Source organism: Salinispora tropica CNB-440 (genome assembly GCF_000016425.1).
Classification (GTDB): Bacteria; Actinomycetota; Actinomycetes; order Mycobacteriales; family Micromonosporaceae; genus Micromonospora; species Micromonospora tropica.
In genome coordinates, this window is record NC_009380.1 from 316543 (window position 1) to 335889 (window position 19347).

Genomic DNA, 19347 nt, shown 5'->3' on the forward strand with positions numbered 1-19347 from the left:
GTCCTCGGGTCAGTCGAGCGCGGCGAGTGCGGCGAGCAGGTGGTCCACCTGCTCGCGGGTACTACCCAGCCCGATACTCGCCCGCAGCGCGGTCGCCGGCAGGTCCCGCCGACCGCTGCGGGCGGAGGCCTCGGTGAGTAGTCGCCGGGCGAACGGGTGGGCGCAGAACAGCCCGTCGCGTACCCCGATCCGGTGCCGCCGGGCCAGATGGGCCGCGACCTCGGCCGAGTCCCGGCCGGCCAGCACGAACGAGACGATCCCCACCCGCGGCGCGGCCGGCCCGAAGGCGTGCAGCTCGACCGCGTCCGGCAGCTCGGCGAGCCCCTCCCGGAGCCGGTCCAGCAACCGCTGTTCGGCGTCGTGTAGTGCCGCCCGGTCGGCGCTGGCGAGAGCGTCGCACACCGCGGCGAGCGCTACCGCGCCGAGCAGGTTCGGCGTGCCGGCCTCGTGTCGGCCCGGCCCGGCCGCCCACCGGATGTCGTGGGTCGCGACGCCGACGTGGCTGGTCGCGCCCCCACCGGCCAGGTACGGCGGGGCCGCGTCCAGCCAGTCGCCCCGCCCGATGAGCACCCCCGCGCCGAACGGCGCGTACAACTTGTGCCCGGAGACGGCCAGGTAGTCCACGTCGAGGGCGCGAATGTCAACGGGGGCGTGCGGGGCGAGCTGGGCCGCGTCCACCGCGATCCGGGCCCGGTGTCGCCGGGCCACCTGCGCCAGCTCGGCCAGGGGCCACCGCTCGCCCGTCACATTGCTCGCGCCGGTCACCGTGACCAGCACCGGCGGTTCGCGGTCGGCGCCGCGGCGCAGCTCGCCGAGGGCCGCGTCGAGCGCGCGTACCGCGCCAGCGGGATGCTCCGGCATGGGCAGCCGGACCGGCCCGCGCGGCCAGGGGAGCAGGTTGGCGTGGTGCTCGCCACCGAACGTCACCACCGTGGTGCCGGCGGGTAGCGCGCGGGCCAGCAGATTGAGCGCGTCCGTCGTGTTCCGGGTGAAGATGACGTGGTCGTCGGGGCGGGCGCCGAAGAAGTCACCGACCGTCTGCCGGGCCCGCTCGTAGGCCAGAGTGCAGTGCTGCGACAGGGCTCCGGCGCCCCGGTGCACACTTGCGTACCAGGGCAGCAGCGCGGTCACGGCGTCCGCCGCGGCCTGCGCGCACGGGGCACTGGCCGCGTAGTCCAGGTTGATCTGATCGGGAACGCCGAGCACGTTGAGGGGGCCGGCGACGGTCGGCGACGGGGCGAGGGCACAGGTCATCGGGGTGGCTTCTCCGGAGTCAGGGACCCCGGGTGGGCGGGCGGGGTCCGCGCTTGCCCGACGCGCGCCGCGCCAGGCCCGGTCATCACCCGGGGCACCCCACCGCGAACCTCGACGAGGGTTGCCGGCCAGCAAGCCGGGGCTTGTCGCTGGCGCTCGTGACCTGCTTGCAGTGTAGCGGGCAGCGGTGTGGCCGGCCGGGCAGGCCGGTGGTGACTACGCTGACGGCATGGCCGAGACCCCGCCCGGCGCGCCCCCGCCGTCGCCGACCACCGCCGTACCGGCGGCCGCTCCGCAGATGCCGTCCCGTCGTCGAAACTGGCGTCGCTTCCTCGTTCTCGCCGGGGTGATTCTGCTGATCGCGGCCTGCGCCGTGTTCATGCTCTGGACACTGGGCGAGAGCCTCGGCGCGGAGGCGCTGCTGATTGGTGTGTTCGCGGCGGTTCTTCCGGTCCCGGTGCTGGTCGCCTGCTTCCTCTGGCTTGATCGGTACGAGCCGGAGCCGCTGCGGTACCTGGTCTTCTGCTTCGCCTGGGGTGCGTTCGTGGCCACTGCGGTGTCGCTGACGGTCAACACCTTCGCCGCGAACCGGTTCGAGGCGGCGGGTCTGCCGACCGCGCTCACGGCGGTCTTGGTCGCGCCCTTCATCGAGGAGCTGACCAAGGCGCTGGGGCCGATCCTGCTGCTGATCTTCCGGCGTCGGGAGATCTCCGGAATCACCGACGCCCTGGTCTACTGTGGGCTCTCCGCGATCGGTTTCGCGATGGTGGAGAACATCCTCTACCTCGGCGGGATCGGATATCGGACGGGTGTGGAGGAGTACGGCCCGGCGACCGGCACGCAGCAGGTCATCGCGATCTTTATCTTCCGGATCCTGCTCTTCGGGTTCGCCCACCCGCTGTTCACCTCCATGACCGCGGTGGGGCTGGGAATCGCCGCCCGTAGCGCCGATCGGCGGGTACGGGTGCTGGCACCCGCGGCCGGCCTGCTGCTGGCGATGATGCTGCACGGTGCCTGGAACCTGCTGCCGACGTTGACCCAGGCCACCGGGCAGCTGTTGATTCAGCTCTACGGCCTCATTGGCGTCATGGTGCCGATCTTCTTCGGCATGGTTGCGCTGGCGGTTTGGTTGCGATCCTGGGAAGGGCGACTCACCGAGCGGACCCTGCCCGACTACGTCCGTTCCGGTTGGCTCACCCCGCCGGAGGTGGCGGCGTTGAGCAGTCTCGGACGGCGGCACGCCGCCCGGGTGTGGGCCAAGCGGGTCGGCGGCGACCAGGGGCGGAAGGCGATGCGCGGTTACCAGTTCGCGGCCACCCGGCTCGCGTTGCTGCGCGACGGGATGCGCCGTGGGCTGGACGATCGCCCGGCGGAGCGGGAGCGGGCCGTGGCCGAGGAGCGGTACCTGCTGGAACTGATGAGCGGCTACCGAGCGTTCTTCGTTGGCCGGGATCCGCGCGCCCCGGCTGGCGTATGGGACGGGCACCGCTACCACCTGCGGTTCCCGGATGGGTCGCAGCGCGCGGTAGCGGCGCCGGAGGAGCCGGTGGTACCGATTCCGGTCGTGCTGGCGCCGCCTTCGCCGCCCGCGTTCCCGCCCGGTTATCCGCCACCGCCCGGTTATCCGCCGCCGCCTGGTCATCCGCCGCCCGGCTGGTACGGGCCGCCCACCTCCGGGCGCCCCGGCCAGTTCTGACCGCGGTCCTGCCTGGCGCCCGTTTGGCGGCGTCAGGCAGGACCAGATGGTCATGTCATGAGGCTGGTGAGGAAGTCGCCGAGGCCCTGTGCCATCGCCATCAGCACGCCCCCGATCGCTTTGACCATCTCCGCCGCGCCCTCGGGTCGGAACGCCATGAAGTAGATCAGGAACGCGATGAAGCCCCAGAACAGCAGCTTCTTGAGCAGTACCGGCATCGTCCCTCCCCAGGGCACCTGGTGCGGCTAACTTCCCGGGAAGGAGCAGAGCAAACGGCTACCGGTGGAGGCCGGTGGACTCTGGGGCTACAGGTAGAGGCCGGTGGAGTCCGGTTCGACGCGTTCGGCGGCGACGGCGTGCACATCCCGCTCGCGCAGCAGCACGTATCCGCGGCCGTGCAGCTCGACTTCGGAGCGGTCGTCGGGGTCGAACAGGACCCGGTCGCCGGAGACGATGGAGCGGACGTTCGGCCCCACCGCCACCGCGGCTGCCCAGGCCAACCGCTTGCCGACAGCGGCGGTCGCCGGAATCACGATGCCGGCAGTAGAGCGACGCTCACCTTCACTGCCCTCCATGCGGACCAGTACCCGATCGTGCAGCAGCCGGATCGGCAGGCCGGAGTCGAGATGCTCGTCGTTCGTCACGGGGGGAGACGCTACCGTGTCCAGCTCCGCCGTCCGGCCGTGGTTCCCCGGTGGTGACCGCGGGCATCCAGGAAAAGATTTGCCCCACGCTGGTTAGGTTGACGGCGTATCCTGTCCGACCAACCGGTGAGCGGGAACGCTTCGACGCCAGGAGGTGCGCTTGAGCCGTCTCGAGCGGATGCGTGAACGGCTTCGTCACGCGTACCAGTCGGTGCGGTCCCGGCGGAGATCGGCGGGCCTACGCGCCGGGACGCCCGCTACCGCCTCGCCAGCTTCGCCCAGGCCGGCACCAGCCCCGCCGCCACCTCCGGCGGTCGGCACGAAGACATCCGCACCGCTGCACAGCTCGACGACCAGCCGGGACGACGCGGACGTGCCGCACGCGCTCCGTGTCGGGGCGGCGTGGTCCTGGCGGCTGCTCGCGATCGGGATCGTCGCCTGGGCCTTGTTGCGGGTGATGGGTCAGGTCCGGATCGTGATCATCCCGCTGGCCATCGCGCTGTTGCTGTCGGCACTGCTGGCCCCAGCCGTTGGCTGGCTGCTCCGGGCCCGGTTCCCGCGGTCGCTGGCGACCGCCGTGGTGCTGGTGGGCGGGTTGGCCGCAGTGATCGGCACGCTGACCCTGGTGGTCAACGAGTTCATCCAGGGTTTGCCGGTGCTGGGCGAGAAGTCGTCCCAGGGCGTACGCCAGATCCAGAACTGGCTGAGATCCGGCCCGCTGCGCCTCGAGGACGAGCAGCTGGACAGGTACATCAACGATGTCGAAGGGTGGCTCAACGAGAACATCGATGGGCTGACCAGCGGGGCGCTCTCCACCGCGGCCACCGTGGCCGAGGTGTTGACGGGCACGATCCTGGTGCTTTTCGCGACCTTCTTCTTCCTTCGTGACGGCAACCGGATCTGGCGCTTCCTGGTCCGGCTGATGCCGGTCAACGCCCGTTGGAAGGTCGACGACGCCGGTCGGGCGTCCTGGCAGACGCTCGGCGCGTACGTTCGGGCCACCGTGCTGGTGGCCTGCATCGACGCGCTCGGCATCGGCATCTTCCTGGTGATCTTCGAAATCCCGTTCGCGCTTCCGCTCGCCGCGCTGGTCTTCCTCGCCTCGTTCATCCCGATCATCGGGGCGACCTTGTCCGGCGGGGTCGCGGTGCTCGTTGCCCTGGTGGACAGCGGACCGATCACCGCGTTGATCATCCTGGGCGTGGTAATCGGTGTGCAGCAGCTTGAGGGCCACGTGCTCCAGCCATTGATCATGGGGCGGGCGGTGGCCATCCACCCGCTCGCGGTGATCGTCGGTATCGCCGCCGGCGTGGTACTCGCCGGGGTCACCGGGGCGCTGATCGCGGTGCCGTTGATCGCGGTGCTCAACACGGCGGTACGCCGTCTCGCCGCCCGTACCGTCCCGGAGACCCCATCGGACGCTGTCGTCGTCGCGAGCAGGGCCCCCTGATCTGTCCGCGGCTGTCGTCGCGTTGACCCGCGGCGTGGTGTGCTACTCGGTCATGCCTTGGCGAGGCGTTCGAGGGCGCCGCGGGCCACGTCGGGACGGGTCGTGTACCAAAACGGCGGAAGCGACCGGCGGAGGAACGGGCCGTATCCTCGGGCATTCTCCAGCCGGGAGTCGAGCACCGCGACCACCCCCCGGTCGTCGGTGGCGCGAATCAGCCGGCCCACGCCCTGGGCCAGCCGGACGGCTGCGATCGGCACGCTGACCGCGGCGAACCCCGATCCACCAGTGGCGTCAACGGCGGCGGCGCGGGCAGCGGCGAGTGGCTCATCGGGTCGCGGGAAGGGCAGCCGGTCAACGACCACCAGTTGACAGGCGTCGCCCGGCACATCCACCCCCTGCCAGAGCGACATCACCCCAAACAGGCAGCTCGCCTGTTCTTCGCGGAACCGGCGAACCAGCAGTGGCAGCGCCTGCTCGCCCTGGAGCAGCACGGGCAGGTCGGTGCGTTCCCGGAGCAGCTCCGCCGCCTGCTGCGCGGCCCGCCGGGACGAGAAGAGCCCGAGTGTCCGTCCGCCGAGCGCCTCGACCAGCTCGAGGAGCTCCGCGCCGGCCGCGTCGGGCAGCCCGGAGGCGCTGGGCCGGGGGAGGTGCGCGGCGACGTAGAGGATCCCCTGTCGGGCGTAGTCGAACGGAGAGCCGACGTCGAGCGACTGCCAGTCGGGACCGGAGGTGACGGGTGCCTCGGTTGTGGCAGCCGGCACCTCCAGGCCCAGAGCCCGGGCAACGGTGTCGAAGCGGCCCCCCAGAGTCAGGGTGGCCGAGGTGGCGACGACGGTGCGTTCTTCGTAAAGGTGGGTGGCGAGGGTGCCGGACACCGAGAGCGGGGCGACCACCAGTGCCCGTCGCCCGGTGGCATCGTTGCGCTCCACCCAGGCCACGTCGTGGTCTGCCTCCTCCAACAGCCGCTGCGCGGTGCCGGACAGCTCGTCGAGCACCGCCTTGGCCTGCTGCTTGCGGACCGGGTCCGGGTCGTCAGCCTTGACCTCACCGATCGAGTCGAGGGCCGCGCGGGTCGCGGCGTCGAGCAGCGTGCACGCCTCCTGCAGCGGGGTCGGCAGCCCGGTGGTGAGCCGACCTGCGGGTGCCTCGGCGAGCCCGACGGCCAGGGCGTCACCCGCCGCGGTGAGCGCCTCGGCCGTCTCGGGGCGGAGCAGTGGGCGGGCCTGGCGGGTGGATCGGTCGATGGATTCCGGCACCAACTCTGCCTGCGCGGCGGAGGAGACCCGGTCGGCCAGTTCGTGCGCCTCGTCCACGATGAGCAGCTGGTGCGGCGGAACGATGTGTCGTCCGGCGAGCATGTCCACCGCGAGCAGGCTGTGGTTGGTCACCACGACGTCGGCCTCGCGGGCGCGGGCCCGGGAGGCGTCGGCGAAACACTCGGCGCCGAACGGGCAACGGGCCGTACCAACGCACTCCCGCGCCGGCATGGACACCAGACGCCAGGCCTGCTCGTCAACGCCGGGATCAAGTTCGTCCCGGTCGCCGGTGTCAGTCTTCTCGGCCCAGTCGCGGAGCCGCTGGACCTGCCGGCCGAGGCGCCCGGCCTCGCCGAGCCACGCCGTGCCGCCCGGCTTCGGCGAGTCGAAGAGGGTGTCGCCGGGCTCCTCCTCGGTGGCGTTGTCGAGCCGGGCCAGGCAGAGGTAGTGGTGCCGCCCCTTGAGTACCGCGAAGGTGGGTCGTCGGCCGAGCAGCGGCTCCACCGCGTCGGCCAGCCGGGGAAGGTCGTGGTCAACCAGTTGGGACTGGAGCGCGAGGGTGGCGGTGGAGACCACCACCGGGCCGTCAACGGTGAGCGCGGGCGCCAGGTACGCCAGGGATTTGCCGGTGCCGGTGCCCGCCTGCACCAGTAGGTGCTCGCGGGCGGCTACGGCTGTCTCAATCGCCGTCGTCATCTCCTGCTGGCCCGGGCGCGCCGCGCCTCCGGGGACCGCGTTGACCGCCGCGGCGAGTAGGTCGGCTCCGGTCACCCCACCGCCGGAGCGCCGGCTGCCGGTTCGGGACTGTGGGCTGGCGGAATCGGTGGCGGCGCGGGGCGGGGTCACCGTGCGACGGTACCGGTCCGCGCCGACGGTCGGCTCCCGGCGGGCGGCGCGGCGCCGTCACGGTCCGACATCTGACCGGTGGCGTCCGGTTATCTCCTTACTTCGTCGGATCGGCCGAATCGGCTAGGGTGCCAGTCATGCCGAGCGACGTGGTCCGCGTGATCTACCGCAAGTACGACGGCAGCGCCCACCGCGACTACCCGGCCCGCCGGCTCGCCGAGGATGACCTCGGCGTCTGGCTCGGTGTGCCGCTCGGCACCCCGTCGGTCTACCACGGCCGCCCCTCCGTCGAGCAGATTCCGTTCGTGCTCCTGGTGCCGCATCACGGGTGGTGGACCGGCATGTTCAACCCACCGCCGCGGACCAGCGAGGTCTACTGCGACATCGCCAGTCCAGCCCACTGGGAGAACGACGACACCGTGCACCTCTTTGACCTTGACCTTGACGTGGTGCGCCGACGTGGCTCCGGTCTGGTGGAGCTGCTGGACGAGGACGAGTTCGCTGAGCACCGCAAGCGGTTCGGCTACCCGGACGAGGTGGTTACCGAGGCGCACGCCGCTGCCCACTGGCTGTTCGCCGCGTTGGGCGACGGCACCGAGCCGTTCGCCACGTCGTACCGGAAGTGGCTGGCGCTGGTCGTCTGAACCGGCTGGCTGGCCCTTGACCCTCCGTGACACACCCGGCGTGGGTTTGATGAAGCTTGCCGGGCCCGGGGCCGGTCGTGGCCCGGCCCCGGGGCTGGTGTGAGGAATGTCGCTGCCCCTCCGTGAGGGCAGCTCGGCAGCGTGCGTGACGGCATGTCCACGCCCTCGTGGGTCCGTGGGAGATGTTCGGTATCGGAGCGCGAGGGTATCCGCCTGCCGGCTCGGTGCCGGGCCGGAACGGAGGATCCACACCGATAAAGGTGAACAGAGCGTTAATTGAAAGTGAACGGGAGTGGGCTAGTGGTGGGCCGGTTCATTCGGCGTTTTGGCGGCACCTAGCATTCCCACTCAGGTCACCCCGCGAGGTGGCTGCCACCCCCCACCGACACGACGAGGTCCGTCCTGTGAAGTTTTCCTTCCGCCCGAACGAGGGTGCCTTCTACGAGCTCTTCACCAGGGCCGCGCAGAACTTGGTGCGGGGCACCGAACTCCTCAACGAGCTGGCCCTGCCCGGCGTGGAGGTGCAGTCGGTCAGCGAGCGGCTCACCGAGGTGGAGCACGACAGCGATCAGATCACCCACGAGCTGTACAAGAAGATCAACTCTACCTTCATCACGCCGTTCGACCGGGAGGACATCTACCGGCTCGGCTCGCTGCTCGACGACGTCATGGATCACCTGGAGGCGGTCGGAAACCTGCTCTATCTGTACGGCCTGACCGAGCTGCCGTCGCTGCCGCGGGAGATGCACGAGCTGGTCAACGTCTTGGACCAGCAGGCGAGGCTGACCGCTGAGGCGATGCCCCGACTGAGGTCGATGCGGGACCTCGAGGACTACTGGATCGAGTGCAACCGGCTGGAGAACGACGGCGACCAGGCGTACCGGATGTTGCTGGTCCGACTCTTCTCCGGTGAGTACGACGCCTTGACCGTGTTGAAGATGAAGGAGGTCGCCGACGAGCTCGAGGCCGCCTGCGACGCCTTCGAGCACGTGGCGAACACCGTCGAGACAATCGCGGTCAAGGAGTCCTGATCCGTGACCCCTGAACTCGTCGCCGTGCTGGCGGTGATCGCAGTCGCGTTGGTCTTCGACTACACGAACGGATTCCACGACGCCGCCAACGCGATCGCGACCAGCATCTCCACCCGAGCGCTGACCCCCCGGGTCGCCCTGGCCATGGCGGCCGTCGGCAACTTCATCGGCGCGCACTTCGGCGCGGAGGTCGCCAAGACCGTCGGCAGCGGCCTGGTGAAGTTGCCCACCGGGACGCCCAGCCTGGCCATCGTCTTCGCCGGTGTGGTCGGTGCCATCGTCTGGAACCTCATCACCTGGTACTTCGGTCTGCCGTCGTCCTCGTCGCACGCCCTGATCGGCGGTCTGGTCGGCGCCACCGTGGCGGCGTCGGGCGCGGTGCTGTGGATGGGCATCGGCCAGAAGGTCGTCCTCCCGATGGTCCTGTCGCCGATGGTCGGTCTCCTCCTCGGTTACCTCGTCATGCTCGCCGTTCAGTGGATCTTCCGGCGGGGGCATCCGGGCAAGCTCAACCGGGGCTTCCGGTGGGCTCAGAGTGCCTCGGCGGCGGCCATGTCGATCGGCCACGGCATGCAGGACGCGGCGAAGACGATCGGCATCGTGGTACTCGCCCTCTTCGTCGGGGGCTTCCAGGACGATCCGACGTACATCCCGGAGTGGGCCTTCTGGACCTCTGCGGCGGTGCTCGCCGCCGGTACGTACGCCGGTGGGTGGCGGATCATCCGGACCCTGGGCCGGAAGATCATCGACCTGCGTCCGCCAGAGGGCTTCGCCGCCGAGACCGTGGCCAGCTCGGTGCTCTACTTCAACGCGCTGGTGCTGGGCGCACCGATCTCCACCACCCACACCATCACCTCGGCGATCATGGGTGTTGGTGTCACCAAGCGGCTCTCCGCGGTTCGTTGGGGGGTCGCCGGCAACATCGTGGGCGCCTGGATTCTCACCTTCCCGGCTGCCGGCAGCATCGGCGCCCTGACGTACTTCCTGGTTCGACCGTTGTTCAGCTGAGGCGCGGGCAGGGGCGCTGGGCGTTGCGCCGGCTGGGATCTAGGCTCTCTCCATGACGAGCGACGGCGATGGTTTCCCTGCCCCATCGGCGCTGGTGGAACACGCCCGCCGGTTCCGCGAGCAGGGGGGCACGCCGGCGGTACCCCGGGTGGCGGCCACCGTACTGCTGCTTCGCCCAGCCGACGATGTTGCCGGTGCGGGCAGCGGGATGGATCGGCCGAACGGCCTCTCCGCCCCGCCGTCCGCCCGCCCGTACGGCTTCGAGGCGTATCTGATCCGGCGGGTCGCAGCGATGGCCTTTGGCGGCGTGTACGCCTTCCCCGGTGGCGGCGTGGACCCATCGGATTCGACGGCCCACGTTGACTGGGCCGGGCCGACCCCGGCCCAGTGGGGAGCCCGGCTGGGGCTGGCTCCGACGTCGGCGCAGGCGGTCGTCTGCGCCGCCGCGCGGGAAGTGTTCGAGGAGGTCGGAGTCCTGCTCGCCGGCCCGGACGCCGACACGGTCGTCGGTGATGTGTCCGGCGCCGACTGGGAGACCGCCCGGGTGGCCCTGGAACGGCGTGAGGTGGGCTTTGCTGACCTGCTCGCCCAGCGCGGGCTCACCCTCCGGTCGGATCTGCTGCTGCCGTGGAGCCGGTGGATCACACCCGAGTTCGAGCCGCGTCGTTTCGACACGTACTTCTTCGTCGCCCGGCTGCCGGTGGGGCAGCGTACCCGGGATGTCTCCGGTGAGGCGGACCGCACGCTCTGGATCTCCCCGGCCGACGCCTGCGCCGGGGAGCTGACCATGCTCCCGCCGACCCTGGTCACCCTCGGCCAGGTGGCAGCCTGTCGGGATCTGGCCGGTGTTGTCGCCGCCGCGGCGACCCGCGATGCGGCGAGTCCGGTGACCCCTCGGCTGGAGGACTCCGGCGCGGGGCCACCCCGGTTTCTCCTGCGCTGACTGGTCAGTCAGGGACGTCGCCCATCGCCGGTGCCGGATTCGGCTGATCCGTGCCGCAGCCGGTAGGTTGCTGTCTATGCGATGGGGCTGACTCGTGGTTCGCCAAGGCGTACCCGCCCTCGGGACGATGGCGGAGCCGCGAGGCGAACAGGTGGAGGCACGATGGTCCGGAGCGGCTACGACGAGCAGCTTGATCGGTTGACTGGCGCCCTGGCCGTGATGAGCCGGGAGGCCGCGGCGGCGATCCGGGGTGCGGGCACCGCGCTTCTGGACGTGAACCGGGAGGCGGCCGAGCAGGTCGTTCGGAACGACGCCGTCCTTGATCAGCTTCGCTGGGATATCGAGGCGGCCGTTCCGGAGCTGCTCGCTCGGCAGCAGCCGGTCGCCTCGGACCTGCGCCTGGTGCTCTGCGCCATCCGGATCGCGGCCGACCTCGAGCGGATGGGTGACCTCGCCGTGCACATCGCCAAGGTCGTGCAGATGCGGTACCCGGTCATGGTCGTGCCTCCGCCGGCGGCGGTCGTGGTGACGGAGATGGCCGAAGCGGCTGCGCGGATCGCGGAGAAGGCCTCGACCGTGCTCACCACCCGTGATCCGCTGACCGCCATGCAGATCGGGCTCGACGACGACGAGGTCGACACCGCCCAGTCGCGCCTGCTGTCGCTCCTTCTGGCCAGCTGGCAGTACGGGGTGGAGAGCGCCATCGACCTCGCCCTGGTCGGCCGCTATTACGAGCGGTACGCGGACCACGCGGTCAACGTGGCGCGTCAGGTGGTCTACCTGGTAACCGGAACGATTCGGCTCTAGGGCGGTCGCGTCGAAGGCCCTGCCTGGGACGACCGGGCAGGGCCTTCGACGCGACCAGGATCCGGGTCCTCGACAAGGGGCATCGGGGGATGCAGTGGTCCGAAAGTCACAAAGCTGAGCCTCCCGGCCACGGTCTTCGTCGCGGAGTTCACCTTTCGTTCACTTAGCGCCGGTCGCGCGGCTACCTGGGCCTTCTACCTTGACTTCTCGTACGGCCCGGACGGGCTGGCACTCCCCGATAGAGAGGCTTACCTGGTGAACCGCAACGTGCTTTCGCGGCGCATCCTCGCCGGCACCGCGCTCGCCGCGCTCGCGCTTACCGGCTGCAGCAGCAACAACAACGAAGACGCCGATGGTGGCGAGAAGCTTTCGGGTGAAGTCAAGGTCAACGGCTCCAGCACGGTCGCGCCGCTGAGTGAGGCCGCTGCCACCTTCTACCGCGAGGTTCAGAGCGGCGTCAACGTCTCCGTCGGCACCTCCGGCACCGGCGGCGGCTTCGAGCGGTTCTGCAAGGGGGAGACCGACATCTCTGACGCCTCCCGTCCGATCAAGGACTCGGAGATCGAGGCCTGCGAGGCGGCCGGCATTCAGTACAAGGAGCTGATTGTCGCCAACGACGCCCTCACGGTGGTCGTCAGCAAGGACAACGACTGGGCCGACTGCCTCACGGTTGACCAGCTCAAGGCGATCTGGGAGCCGAACTCCCAGATCACCAGCTGGAACCAGGTCGACCCCAGCTTCCCGGACGAGCCGCTGAAGCTCTTCGGCCCGGGTACCGACTCCGGCACCTTCGACTACTTCACCGACGAGATCAACGGTGAGGAGGGCGCCAGCCGCACCGACTACACCGCGTCGGAGAACGACAACGTCGTCGTGCAGGGCGTTGCCGGCACCAAGGGTGGCCTGGGCTACTTCGGCTTCACCTACTTCGAGGAGAACGCGGACAAGCTCAAGGCGCTCAAGGTTGACGGCGGCTCCGGCTGCGTCGAGCCGAGCCTGAAGACCGCGCAGGAGAACACCTACCAGCCGCTGTCGCGGCCGCTGTTCATCTACGTCAGCGACTCCGGTGTCAAGAAGGAGCAGGTCGCGGACTTCGTCACCTTCTACATCGAGCGGATCGACGACATCGTCACGGAGGCGCAGTACGTCCCGCTCACCGAGGAGCAGAAGAGCACCCTCCAGGCTGAGTTCGACGCCCTGAAGGCTGCGGCCTGACGTGGCCATCAGCACCTCGAACGCCGGTTCCGCCGCGGGCAGTGCCCTGCGGCGGGGCCGGCGTCGCCCCGTTGACAGCACCGTCAAGGTCCTGCTCGTCGCTGCCGCGTTGGTTTCGGTCGCCACCACGATCGGGATCGTCATCGCGCTGGTGCAGCCAACGATCGGGTTCTTCCAGCAGGTCAGCATCGTTGAGTTCGTCACCGGCACGAGCTGGACGCCGACCTTCGCGCAGAAGGCCTACGGAGTCCTGCCCCTCGTCGCCGCCACGCTGACGGTGACGGGCGTCGCGCTGGCCATCGCCGTTCCGCTCGGCCTGGGCTCGGCGATCTACCTCTCGGAGTACGCCAACCCGCGTACCCGCAAGGTGCTCAAGCCGATCATCGAACTGCTCGCTGGCGTGCCGACGGTCGTGTACGGCTTCGTCGCGCTCTTCGCGCTCAACCCGCTGCTGCAGAAGTGGTGGCCGACCGACAACGGACCGGCCTTCCAGAACCTGCTCATCGCGGGTATCGCGATGGGCATCATGATCGTGCCGACCATCGCCAGCATCTCCGAGGACTCGATGGCCGCTGTTCCGCGCAGCCTGCGCGAGGGCGCGTACGCGTTGGCCTCCACGAAGATGCAGGTGTCCACCCGGGTGGTGGTGCCGGCGGCGATGTCCGGCATCGTCGCCGCGGTTGTTCTGGGTATCTCCCGCGCGGTGGGGGAAACCATGATCGTTACGATCGCGGGTGGTCTCACCTCCGACCGGATTGTCCTCAATCCGCTGGAGGGGGCGGCGACCATGACCGCCTTCATCGCCAACATCTCCTCGGGCGACATCCCGGTCGGGTCGCTCGACTACGACTCGGTCTTCGCCGTCGGTGCGCTGCTGTTCCTCATCACCTTCGCGCTGAACGCGGTGTCGATCCGGATGGTCCGTCGTTTCCGGGAGGTCTACGAGTGAGCACCCCCACCATCACCACCGAGACCCGGCCGGATTCCTCCGCGTCGGGTAACGCGCTGACCCAGCGCCGAAGCCGGCCAGGTGAGGTCGCGTTCCGGCTGGCGATGCAGGCCTGCCTGCTGATCGCCTTCGGTGTACTCGCCGCCCTGCTGACCTGGGTGCTCGTCAAGGGCTGGAATCGGCTGGACTCCCGGCTGTGGACCGAGATGCCCACCGGTCTGGTGAGCAGGCTGGACAGCGCCGGTGTGCAGTCCGCGCTGGTCGGCACGCTGTGGATCATTTCGCTGGTCGCGGTGATCTGCCTGCCGATCGGCATCCTGTCCGCGATCTACCTGGAGGAGTACGCGGACAACACCCGCTGGTACAACCGGCTGCTGGAACTCAACATCCAGAACCTTGCCGGGGTGCCATCGATCATTTTCGGTATTCTCGGCCTGGGGATCATCGCCCGGGCGCTCGGCCTTGGGTTCACGGTCATCACCGCGGCGATCGTGCTGTCGCTGCTGGTCCTGCCGGTGGTCATCATCGCCACCCGGGAGGCCATCCGGGCGGTGCCGCAGTCGATCCGGCACGCCTCCTACGCCCTCGGTGCGACCAAGTGGCAGACCGTGTCGCGGCAGGTGCTGCCGTCGGCGGTCCCGGGGATCGCCACCGGGTCGATCCTGGCCCTGTCCCGTGCGATCGGAGAGGCCGCCCCACTGATCGTTCTCGGCGCGGTCACCTTCATCACCTTCAACCCGGACGGGCTGGACAGTGGGTACACCGCGTTGCCGATCCAGATCTACACCTTCATCACCCGCTCGCAGTCGGAGTACACGGAGCTCGCTGCCGGTGCCATCGTCCTGCTGCTGGCGATTGTGCTCGCGATGAACTCGATCGCGATTTTCGTTCGTAACCGGTTCGAGAAGCGCTGGTGAGTAGTCCGATGACGGACCACCGGCTCCACCGTCCTACCCACCCCATCCAGAGGTGAGCACCGTGAACCCCACCGACACCACCAACCGCCCCGGCGTCAGCATCGCCGGCGTTGGCGCCCAATCGACCGGAACCCCTAAGTCCGACGCGGCGGACCCGGTGATGGAGCTCTCCGGAGTCAGCGTGTACTACGGCGCCTACGAGGCCGTGCGCGACACGTCGATGCCGATCCAGGAGAAGCAGATCACGGCCATGATCGGTCCTTCCGGGTGTGGCAAGTCGACCATCCTGCGGTCGTTGAACCGGATGAACGACCTCATCCCCGGAGCCCGCGTCTCCGGCTCGGTGACGTACCACGGCCAGGACCTGTACGTTAAGGACGTCGACCCGATCGAGGTCCGGCGCCGCATCGGCATGGTCTTCCAGAAGCCGAACCCGTTCCCCAAGTCGATCTACGACAATGTGGCCTACGGGCCCCGCGTGACTGGCATGAAGGTCTCCAGCATGGATGACCTGGTGGAGAAGGCGTTGCGCGACGCTGCCCTCTGGGACGAGGTCAAGGACAAGCTCAAGACCAGTGGTCTGGCCCTCTCCGGCGGTCAGCAGCAGCGGCTCTGTATCGCCCGGACGATCGCCGTCCGACCCGAGATCATCCTCATGGACGAGCCCTGCTCGGCGCTCGACCCGATCGCCACGGCGAAGATCGAGGACCTGATGTCGGAGCTGTCGAATGACTACACGATCGTCATCGTCACCCACAACATGCAGCAGGCGGCCCGGGTAAGCCACTACACGGCCTTCTTCACCGCCGAGGTGGACGAGCGGCAGGAGCGGCACGGACGGCTGGTCGAGTTCAGCCAGACAGGCAAGCTCTTCACCAACCCAGCGGACAAGCGCACGGAAGACTACATCACCGGCCGCTTCGGCTGATCCCGCGGCCGGTGTCGATGAATAGCGTCGTCGAGAACACCAAGGGTGACTATCGAACGGAGGGCAGATTTCTCCTTTTTGTGGTGGATGAAGACAAGGTTGCCGGCCCGGAGTTGGTGACGGAGCTATCCGCTCTCCGGGTGCAGGGGCGGTACTTCCCACACGCTGCCGAGGCGCTGCTGGCCGCTGGTGCCCTGCAACCGGACGCGGCCGTCGTGTCGGCTGGGCTCACCACCATGGCCAGCACCGAGTTGGTCCGGCTGCTGGTCGGGCAGGCCGGCATCCCCACCCTGGTCGGGGTGGGGGATGACGACGGGTCGGTGGCCGTCGGGGCGCTCCGGGCTGGCGCCACGGCCTGCGTTCGACGGCCGTACCGGGTGGACGAGGTGGTGCCGATCCTGCGTGGGATCCGGCCGGAGACCGCCGGCAGTCTGGACCCGCCGGTTGAGCTGGGCGGTCTCCGAATGGAACCGGCCACCTACGAGGTGACGCTGCACGGCCGGCCAGTGTCGTTGCCGTTGAAGGAGTTCCGGCTCCTGTACTTCTTCATGACGCACGCCGATCGGACGGTCAGCCGGGAACAGCTGTTGTCGGCGGTGTGGGATGGGTCGACGGGGGAGAGCTCGAACACTCTCACGGTGCACATCAAGCGGCTCCGCAAGCGACTGGAGGCGGAGGGGGAGCCGCAGCCGCTCATCATCACGGTGCGGGGGCTGGGCTACCGATTCACCCCGCCGGAGCAGATGGAGCCGTCCTCGACGACCCCGCTGTGACGCCGCGGGGACGGCCACCCCTGCGCCGAGGAAGCCTCGCGGCGGCCCGAGGTTGGTCGGGCCCGAAGCTCGCGGGCCCGGGGCCGGGCCCGAAGCTCGCGGGCCCGGGGTTGGGGGGCCGGAGCGGTGGTCCGAAACCGGGGACGGGCTGGCGGGTCGACGTCAGCCCAACTGGTAGTTGACGTGTGCCGACCATCGGGCGAAGCCGAGCCGCTCGTAGAGGGCCACGGCCGCGGTGTTGGACTCGTCCACGTAGAGCATCACCCGGTCCAGGCCCCGCTGGTCTCGTAGGTATGCCAGCCCGGCCGCGGTGAGTGCCTTGCCGAGCCCTCCGCCGTGGGCGGTTGGGTCAACACCCAGCACGTACACCTCGCCGATGCGGGCGGAGCCGGGCCGCTCGTGGATCTTTGTCCAGTGGAAGCCGAGTAGCTGTCCCGCCGGGTCGACGGCGAGGAGGAAACCAGCCGCGTCGAACCACGGCTCGTCGCGGCGTGCCTGGAGGTCTGCGGCGGTCCACTGGCCCTGTTCCGGGTGGTCGGCGAAGGCCTTGGCGTTGAGCGCCAGCCAGGCGTCGTCGTCGGCTCCGGGCCGGTACGCCCGCAGCGTCACCCCGTCTGGCAGGGGCGGCTCCGGGATCGGGGCGGTGAGTGGTCGGCGGAGCTGCCAGAGCACTCGGGCGCGCCGGTAGTCCAGGTCCACCGCGAGCGCGGCGGCGGAGGGGTGGTCGCCGTGCGCCCAGGCACGGAGCGGACCGGTGACGGCCGCGCGGACACTCCGGGCCAGGGCCCGTCCGGTTCCCCGGCGGCGGTACGCGGGGTGGACTGCCAGCTCCACCCCGGTGCCGGAGGTCGGGTTGGTGATGTCCAGGTGCGCGTACCCGGTCAAGGTGCCGTTAGCGGTGCGGGCGGTGAGGTGGTGGGTCGGCGCGTGCGGGTCGCGGAGCCGGAGCAGGGTGTGCTCGTCGAATGGGTCCGCACCGTCGGCGTCCCCCGCGGCTCGGGCGAGTGCCTGCACGTCGGCGATCTCCGGTGCGTTGAGCCGGTCGGTCCGGGTCACCCGGTCGCTGTCGGGTTCGGTGCTGTTCATCGGCTCACGGTAGCCCGGCCACCGGTCAGGTGATGCTGGGTGGCAGCGCCGCGACCGGGAAGCGGGTGATGAGCTCCGGCAGGATCTGGCTGAGCGCGTCCACGGTGTCCTGCCGGGGCCCGCCCCCATCGTGCAGGAGCACGATCGAGCCGGGTCCCACCTCGTCGAGCACGGTCGTCGCGATGGGGTCGGCGCCGGGTGTCTCCCAGTCCCGTGGGTCGATCGTCCAGTGCAGCGGGGTCAGGCCCAACTCCTGGGCCGCCGACACGACCGAGTAGGTCCAGGCGCCGCCGGGCTGGCGGTAGTAGGCGATGGGGGCGTCGGGGACGGCGGCGTGGATCGCGTCGCTGGTCCGGATCAGGTCCGCCCGGATCTCATCCGGGGACCGGGAGCCGAGGGCGATGTCATGGTTCCAGGTGTGGTTGCACAGGGTGTGGCCGTCGGCCACGATCGCTTGGATCAGCTCCGGGTAGGCGCTGGCGTTCTTGCCGGTCACGCAGAAGGTGGCGGTGACCCCGTACTCCCGTAGGGACGTGAGGATCTGTGGGGTGTACTGGGGGTTGGGCCCGTCGTCGAAGGTGAGGGCCACGGTCGAGGTTCCGGTGGTGCGCTGGGTGCCTTCGTCGTAGTAGTCGCTACTCGCGGTCGGCTCCGGAGCGGTCGGTTCGGCGGCGGCCGGCGAGCTCTCGTCAACCGCGGTCGGCTCCGGGACGGCTACCGTGCCGCCGTCGTGCGCCTCCGCGGTCGCGGAGCTGTCGTCGGGGGCCGGGGTCTCGGGCGCAGCTGGTTGGTCGGTCGGATGCGGCGTGGTGGCGCTGCTGGTGACCGGGGCCCCTGTCGGCGCGATTCCGCGCCCGATCGCGAACGCGGAACCGAGCAGCGCGATCACGACCACTGCTGCGATGGCGAGGGAACGGGTGGCTGGGGTGAACTGCCTCAGCCCGCCCATTCGGGTGGGTCCGCCGCCTTTCGTCTGCACCGTGTGTACCCCCGTACTTACCGGTAGAGCGGTCCTGGAACACGAGAATAATCCCGATTATCCGAATAATCGGGCAAATGGTTAATAGAGGATCAGACGGAGATCGGGGCGGGCTCCGACTCCGGTAGCGCCCGAGCGGGCGGGACGACGAGCTTGTAGCCGACCTGACGGACCGTACCGATCATCGACTCGTACTCGGAGCCGAGCTTGGCGCGCAGCCGTCGGACGTGCACGTCCACGGTGCGGGTCCCGCCGAAGTAGTCGTAGCCCCACACCTCGCGCAGCAACTGGTCCCGGGTGAAGACCCGACCTGGATGCTGTGCCAGGAATTTGAGTAGTTCGAACTCTTTGTACGTCAGGTCGAGGGGGCGACCCTTGAGTTTCGCGGCGTAGGTGTCCGTATCAATGGTCAACTCGCCGGCCCTGATCGAGCTGTCGGCCCCCATGGTGGTGTCCGCCAACCGTCCGATCACTAAGCGTAACCGGGCCTCAACCTCAGCCGGGCCGGCTGAGGCGAGGATTACATCATCGACTCCCCAGTCGGCGTTGAGCGCGATCAGTCCGGCTTCGGTGACGACCGCTATCAGGGGGGCGTTGAGTCCGGTGGCGTGCAGCATGCGGCAGGTGTCCCGGGCCTCGCTCAGCTCGGAGCGGGCGTCGATCACGACCACGTCCGGGCTGGGGCCGGCGACCAGGGTGCGTACGTCGCGCGGGGCGGTGCGGACCGAGTGGGGTAGTAGGTCGAGCGCTGGCAGCACAGCGGATGGTTCACCTGCGTGTGCCGTCACCAGAAGCAGGATCTCCACGATCACCTCCGTCCCGGCGGCGCGGTGGCCGCGCGTGACCAGCGCACGCTCCTCGCTGAGGGCACTGGGGTACTGCGTGGTCCCGGCGTCGCTGACGGGCGGGTAAACAGGTTGA

19 protein-coding genes and 1 riboswitch are annotated in these 19347 nt (G+C 69.6%); of the genes, 12 read left to right on the top strand and 7 right to left on the bottom strand.

The window, feature by feature from the left end; genetic code table 11:
* Positions 1 to 9: 9 nt before the first annotated feature.
* Positions 10 to 1254: an aminotransferase class V-fold PLP-dependent enzyme gene (locus tag STROP_RS01405; protein WP_011904195.1), complete on the bottom strand. Its 1245-nt coding sequence runs from the start codon at positions 1252 to 1254 to the stop codon at positions 10 to 12.
* 44 nt (positions 1255 to 1298) lie between these two features.
* A riboswitch (SAM riboswitch) is annotated at positions 1299 to 1418 on the bottom strand.
* 23 nt (positions 1419 to 1441) lie between these two features.
* Between STROP_RS01405 and STROP_RS01410 the strand changes: the two genes are divergently transcribed.
* Positions 1442 to 2950 (top strand): PrsW family intramembrane metalloprotease, encoded by a 1509-nt coding sequence (locus STROP_RS01410; protein ID WP_011904196.1) that lies wholly within the window; start codon positions 1442 to 1444, stop codon positions 2948 to 2950.
* Positions 2951 to 3000: 50 nt separating this feature from the next.
* Here the strand turns inward: STROP_RS01410 and STROP_RS24975 are convergent, their stop codons facing one another.
* Both STROP_RS24975 and STROP_RS01415 read right to left on the bottom strand, forming a co-directional pair.
* Positions 3001 to 3168 carry a hypothetical protein gene (locus STROP_RS24975; protein WP_011904197.1) on the bottom strand — a complete coding sequence of 56 codons (168 nt, stop codon included), beginning with the start codon at positions 3166 to 3168 and terminating at the stop codon, positions 3001 to 3003.
* Between the two features lie 87 nt (positions 3169 to 3255).
* Positions 3256 to 3594 carry a GroES family chaperonin gene (locus STROP_RS01415; RefSeq protein ID WP_011904198.1) on the bottom strand — a complete coding sequence of 113 codons (339 nt, stop codon included), beginning with the start codon at positions 3592 to 3594 and terminating at the stop codon, positions 3256 to 3258.
* A gap of 178 nt (positions 3595 to 3772) precedes the next feature.
* On the opposite strand from STROP_RS01415, the gene STROP_RS01420 reads away from it, so the two are divergent.
* On the top strand, positions 3773 to 5044 hold the full coding sequence (locus STROP_RS01420) for an AI-2E family transporter (RefSeq protein WP_011904199.1): 1272 nt from the start codon (positions 3773 to 3775) through the stop codon (positions 5042 to 5044).
* Between the two features lie 50 nt (positions 5045 to 5094).
* Here STROP_RS01420 and STROP_RS01425 read toward each other — a convergent pair whose 3' ends face one another.
* Complete coding sequence (locus STROP_RS01425; protein WP_011904200.1) at positions 5095 to 7146, bottom strand: ATP-dependent DNA helicase; 2052 nt, start codon at positions 7144 to 7146, stop codon at positions 5095 to 5097.
* A 137-nt stretch (positions 7147 to 7283) separates the two neighbouring features.
* On the opposite strand from STROP_RS01425, the gene STROP_RS01430 reads away from it, so the two are divergent.
* The 10 genes from STROP_RS01430 (at position 7284) to STROP_RS01475 (ending at position 16361) form a co-directional block, all read left to right on the top strand.
* Positions 7284 to 7790, top strand: coding sequence for a ribonuclease FAU-1 family protein (locus STROP_RS01430; protein ID WP_011904201.1), 507 nt, complete (start codon positions 7284 to 7286; stop codon positions 7788 to 7790).
* Positions 7791 to 8194: 404 nt separating this feature from the next.
* Positions 8195 to 8821, top strand: a complete 627-nt coding sequence (locus STROP_RS01435) for a DUF47 domain-containing protein (RefSeq protein ID WP_026275327.1) — start codon at positions 8195 to 8197, stop codon at positions 8819 to 8821.
* Between the two features lie 3 nt (positions 8822 to 8824).
* Entirely contained in the window at positions 8825 to 9829 is a 1005-nt protein-coding gene (locus tag STROP_RS01440; protein WP_011904203.1) for an inorganic phosphate transporter, read from the top strand.
* 52 nt (positions 9830 to 9881) lie between these two features.
* A complete protein-coding gene (locus STROP_RS01445) occupies positions 9882 to 10772 on the top strand; it encodes an NUDIX hydrolase (RefSeq protein ID WP_011904204.1) in 891 nt (296 codons plus the stop codon).
* A 162-nt stretch (positions 10773 to 10934) separates the two neighbouring features.
* Positions 10935 to 11579 (top strand): phosphate signaling complex protein PhoU, encoded by a 645-nt coding sequence (gene phoU / locus STROP_RS01450; RefSeq protein WP_011904205.1) that lies wholly within the window; start codon positions 10935 to 10937, stop codon positions 11577 to 11579.
* A gap of 255 nt (positions 11580 to 11834) precedes the next feature.
* The gene (locus STROP_RS01455; protein WP_018831249.1) at positions 11835 to 12794 is read left to right on the top strand and encodes a PstS family phosphate ABC transporter substrate-binding protein; all 960 of its coding nucleotides are present in this window, start codon (positions 11835 to 11837) and stop codon (positions 12792 to 12794) included.
* A gap of 1 nt (position 12795) precedes the next feature.
* Positions 12796 to 13743 carry a phosphate ABC transporter permease subunit PstC gene (gene pstC / locus STROP_RS01460; RefSeq protein ID WP_011904207.1) on the top strand — a complete coding sequence of 316 codons (948 nt, stop codon included), beginning with the start codon at positions 12796 to 12798 and terminating at the stop codon, positions 13741 to 13743.
* The gene (gene pstA, locus STROP_RS01465; protein WP_011904208.1) at positions 13740 to 14660 is read left to right on the top strand and encodes a phosphate ABC transporter permease PstA; all 921 of its coding nucleotides are present in this window, start codon (positions 13740 to 13742) and stop codon (positions 14658 to 14660) included. The genes pstC and pstA overlap by 4 nt, the downstream gene beginning before the upstream one ends.
* 61 nt (positions 14661 to 14721) lie before the next feature.
* Positions 14722 to 15588, top strand: coding sequence for a phosphate ABC transporter ATP-binding protein PstB (pstB, locus tag STROP_RS01470; protein ID WP_011904209.1), 867 nt, complete (start codon positions 14722 to 14724; stop codon positions 15586 to 15588).
* A gap of 17 nt (positions 15589 to 15605) precedes the next feature.
* Entirely contained in the window at positions 15606 to 16361 is a 756-nt protein-coding gene (locus tag STROP_RS01475; protein ID WP_011904210.1) for a winged helix-turn-helix transcriptional regulator, read from the top strand.
* A gap of 162 nt (positions 16362 to 16523) precedes the next feature.
* Here STROP_RS01475 and mshD read toward each other — a convergent pair whose 3' ends face one another.
* From mshD to STROP_RS01490, 3 genes are all read right to left on the bottom strand, one after another.
* Positions 16524 to 17447, bottom strand: a complete 924-nt coding sequence (gene mshD / locus STROP_RS01480) for a mycothiol synthase (RefSeq protein WP_011904211.1) — start codon at positions 17445 to 17447, stop codon at positions 16524 to 16526.
* 25 nt (positions 17448 to 17472) lie between these two features.
* Positions 17473 to 18396, bottom strand: coding sequence for a polysaccharide deacetylase family protein (locus tag STROP_RS01485; RefSeq protein ID WP_026275328.1), 924 nt, complete (start codon positions 18394 to 18396; stop codon positions 17473 to 17475).
* Between the two features lie 122 nt (positions 18397 to 18518).
* On the bottom strand, positions 18519 to 19238 hold the full coding sequence (locus STROP_RS01490) for a winged helix-turn-helix transcriptional regulator (protein WP_011904213.1): 720 nt from the start codon (positions 19236 to 19238) through the stop codon (positions 18519 to 18521).
* Positions 19239 to 19347: the final 109 nt, after the last annotated feature.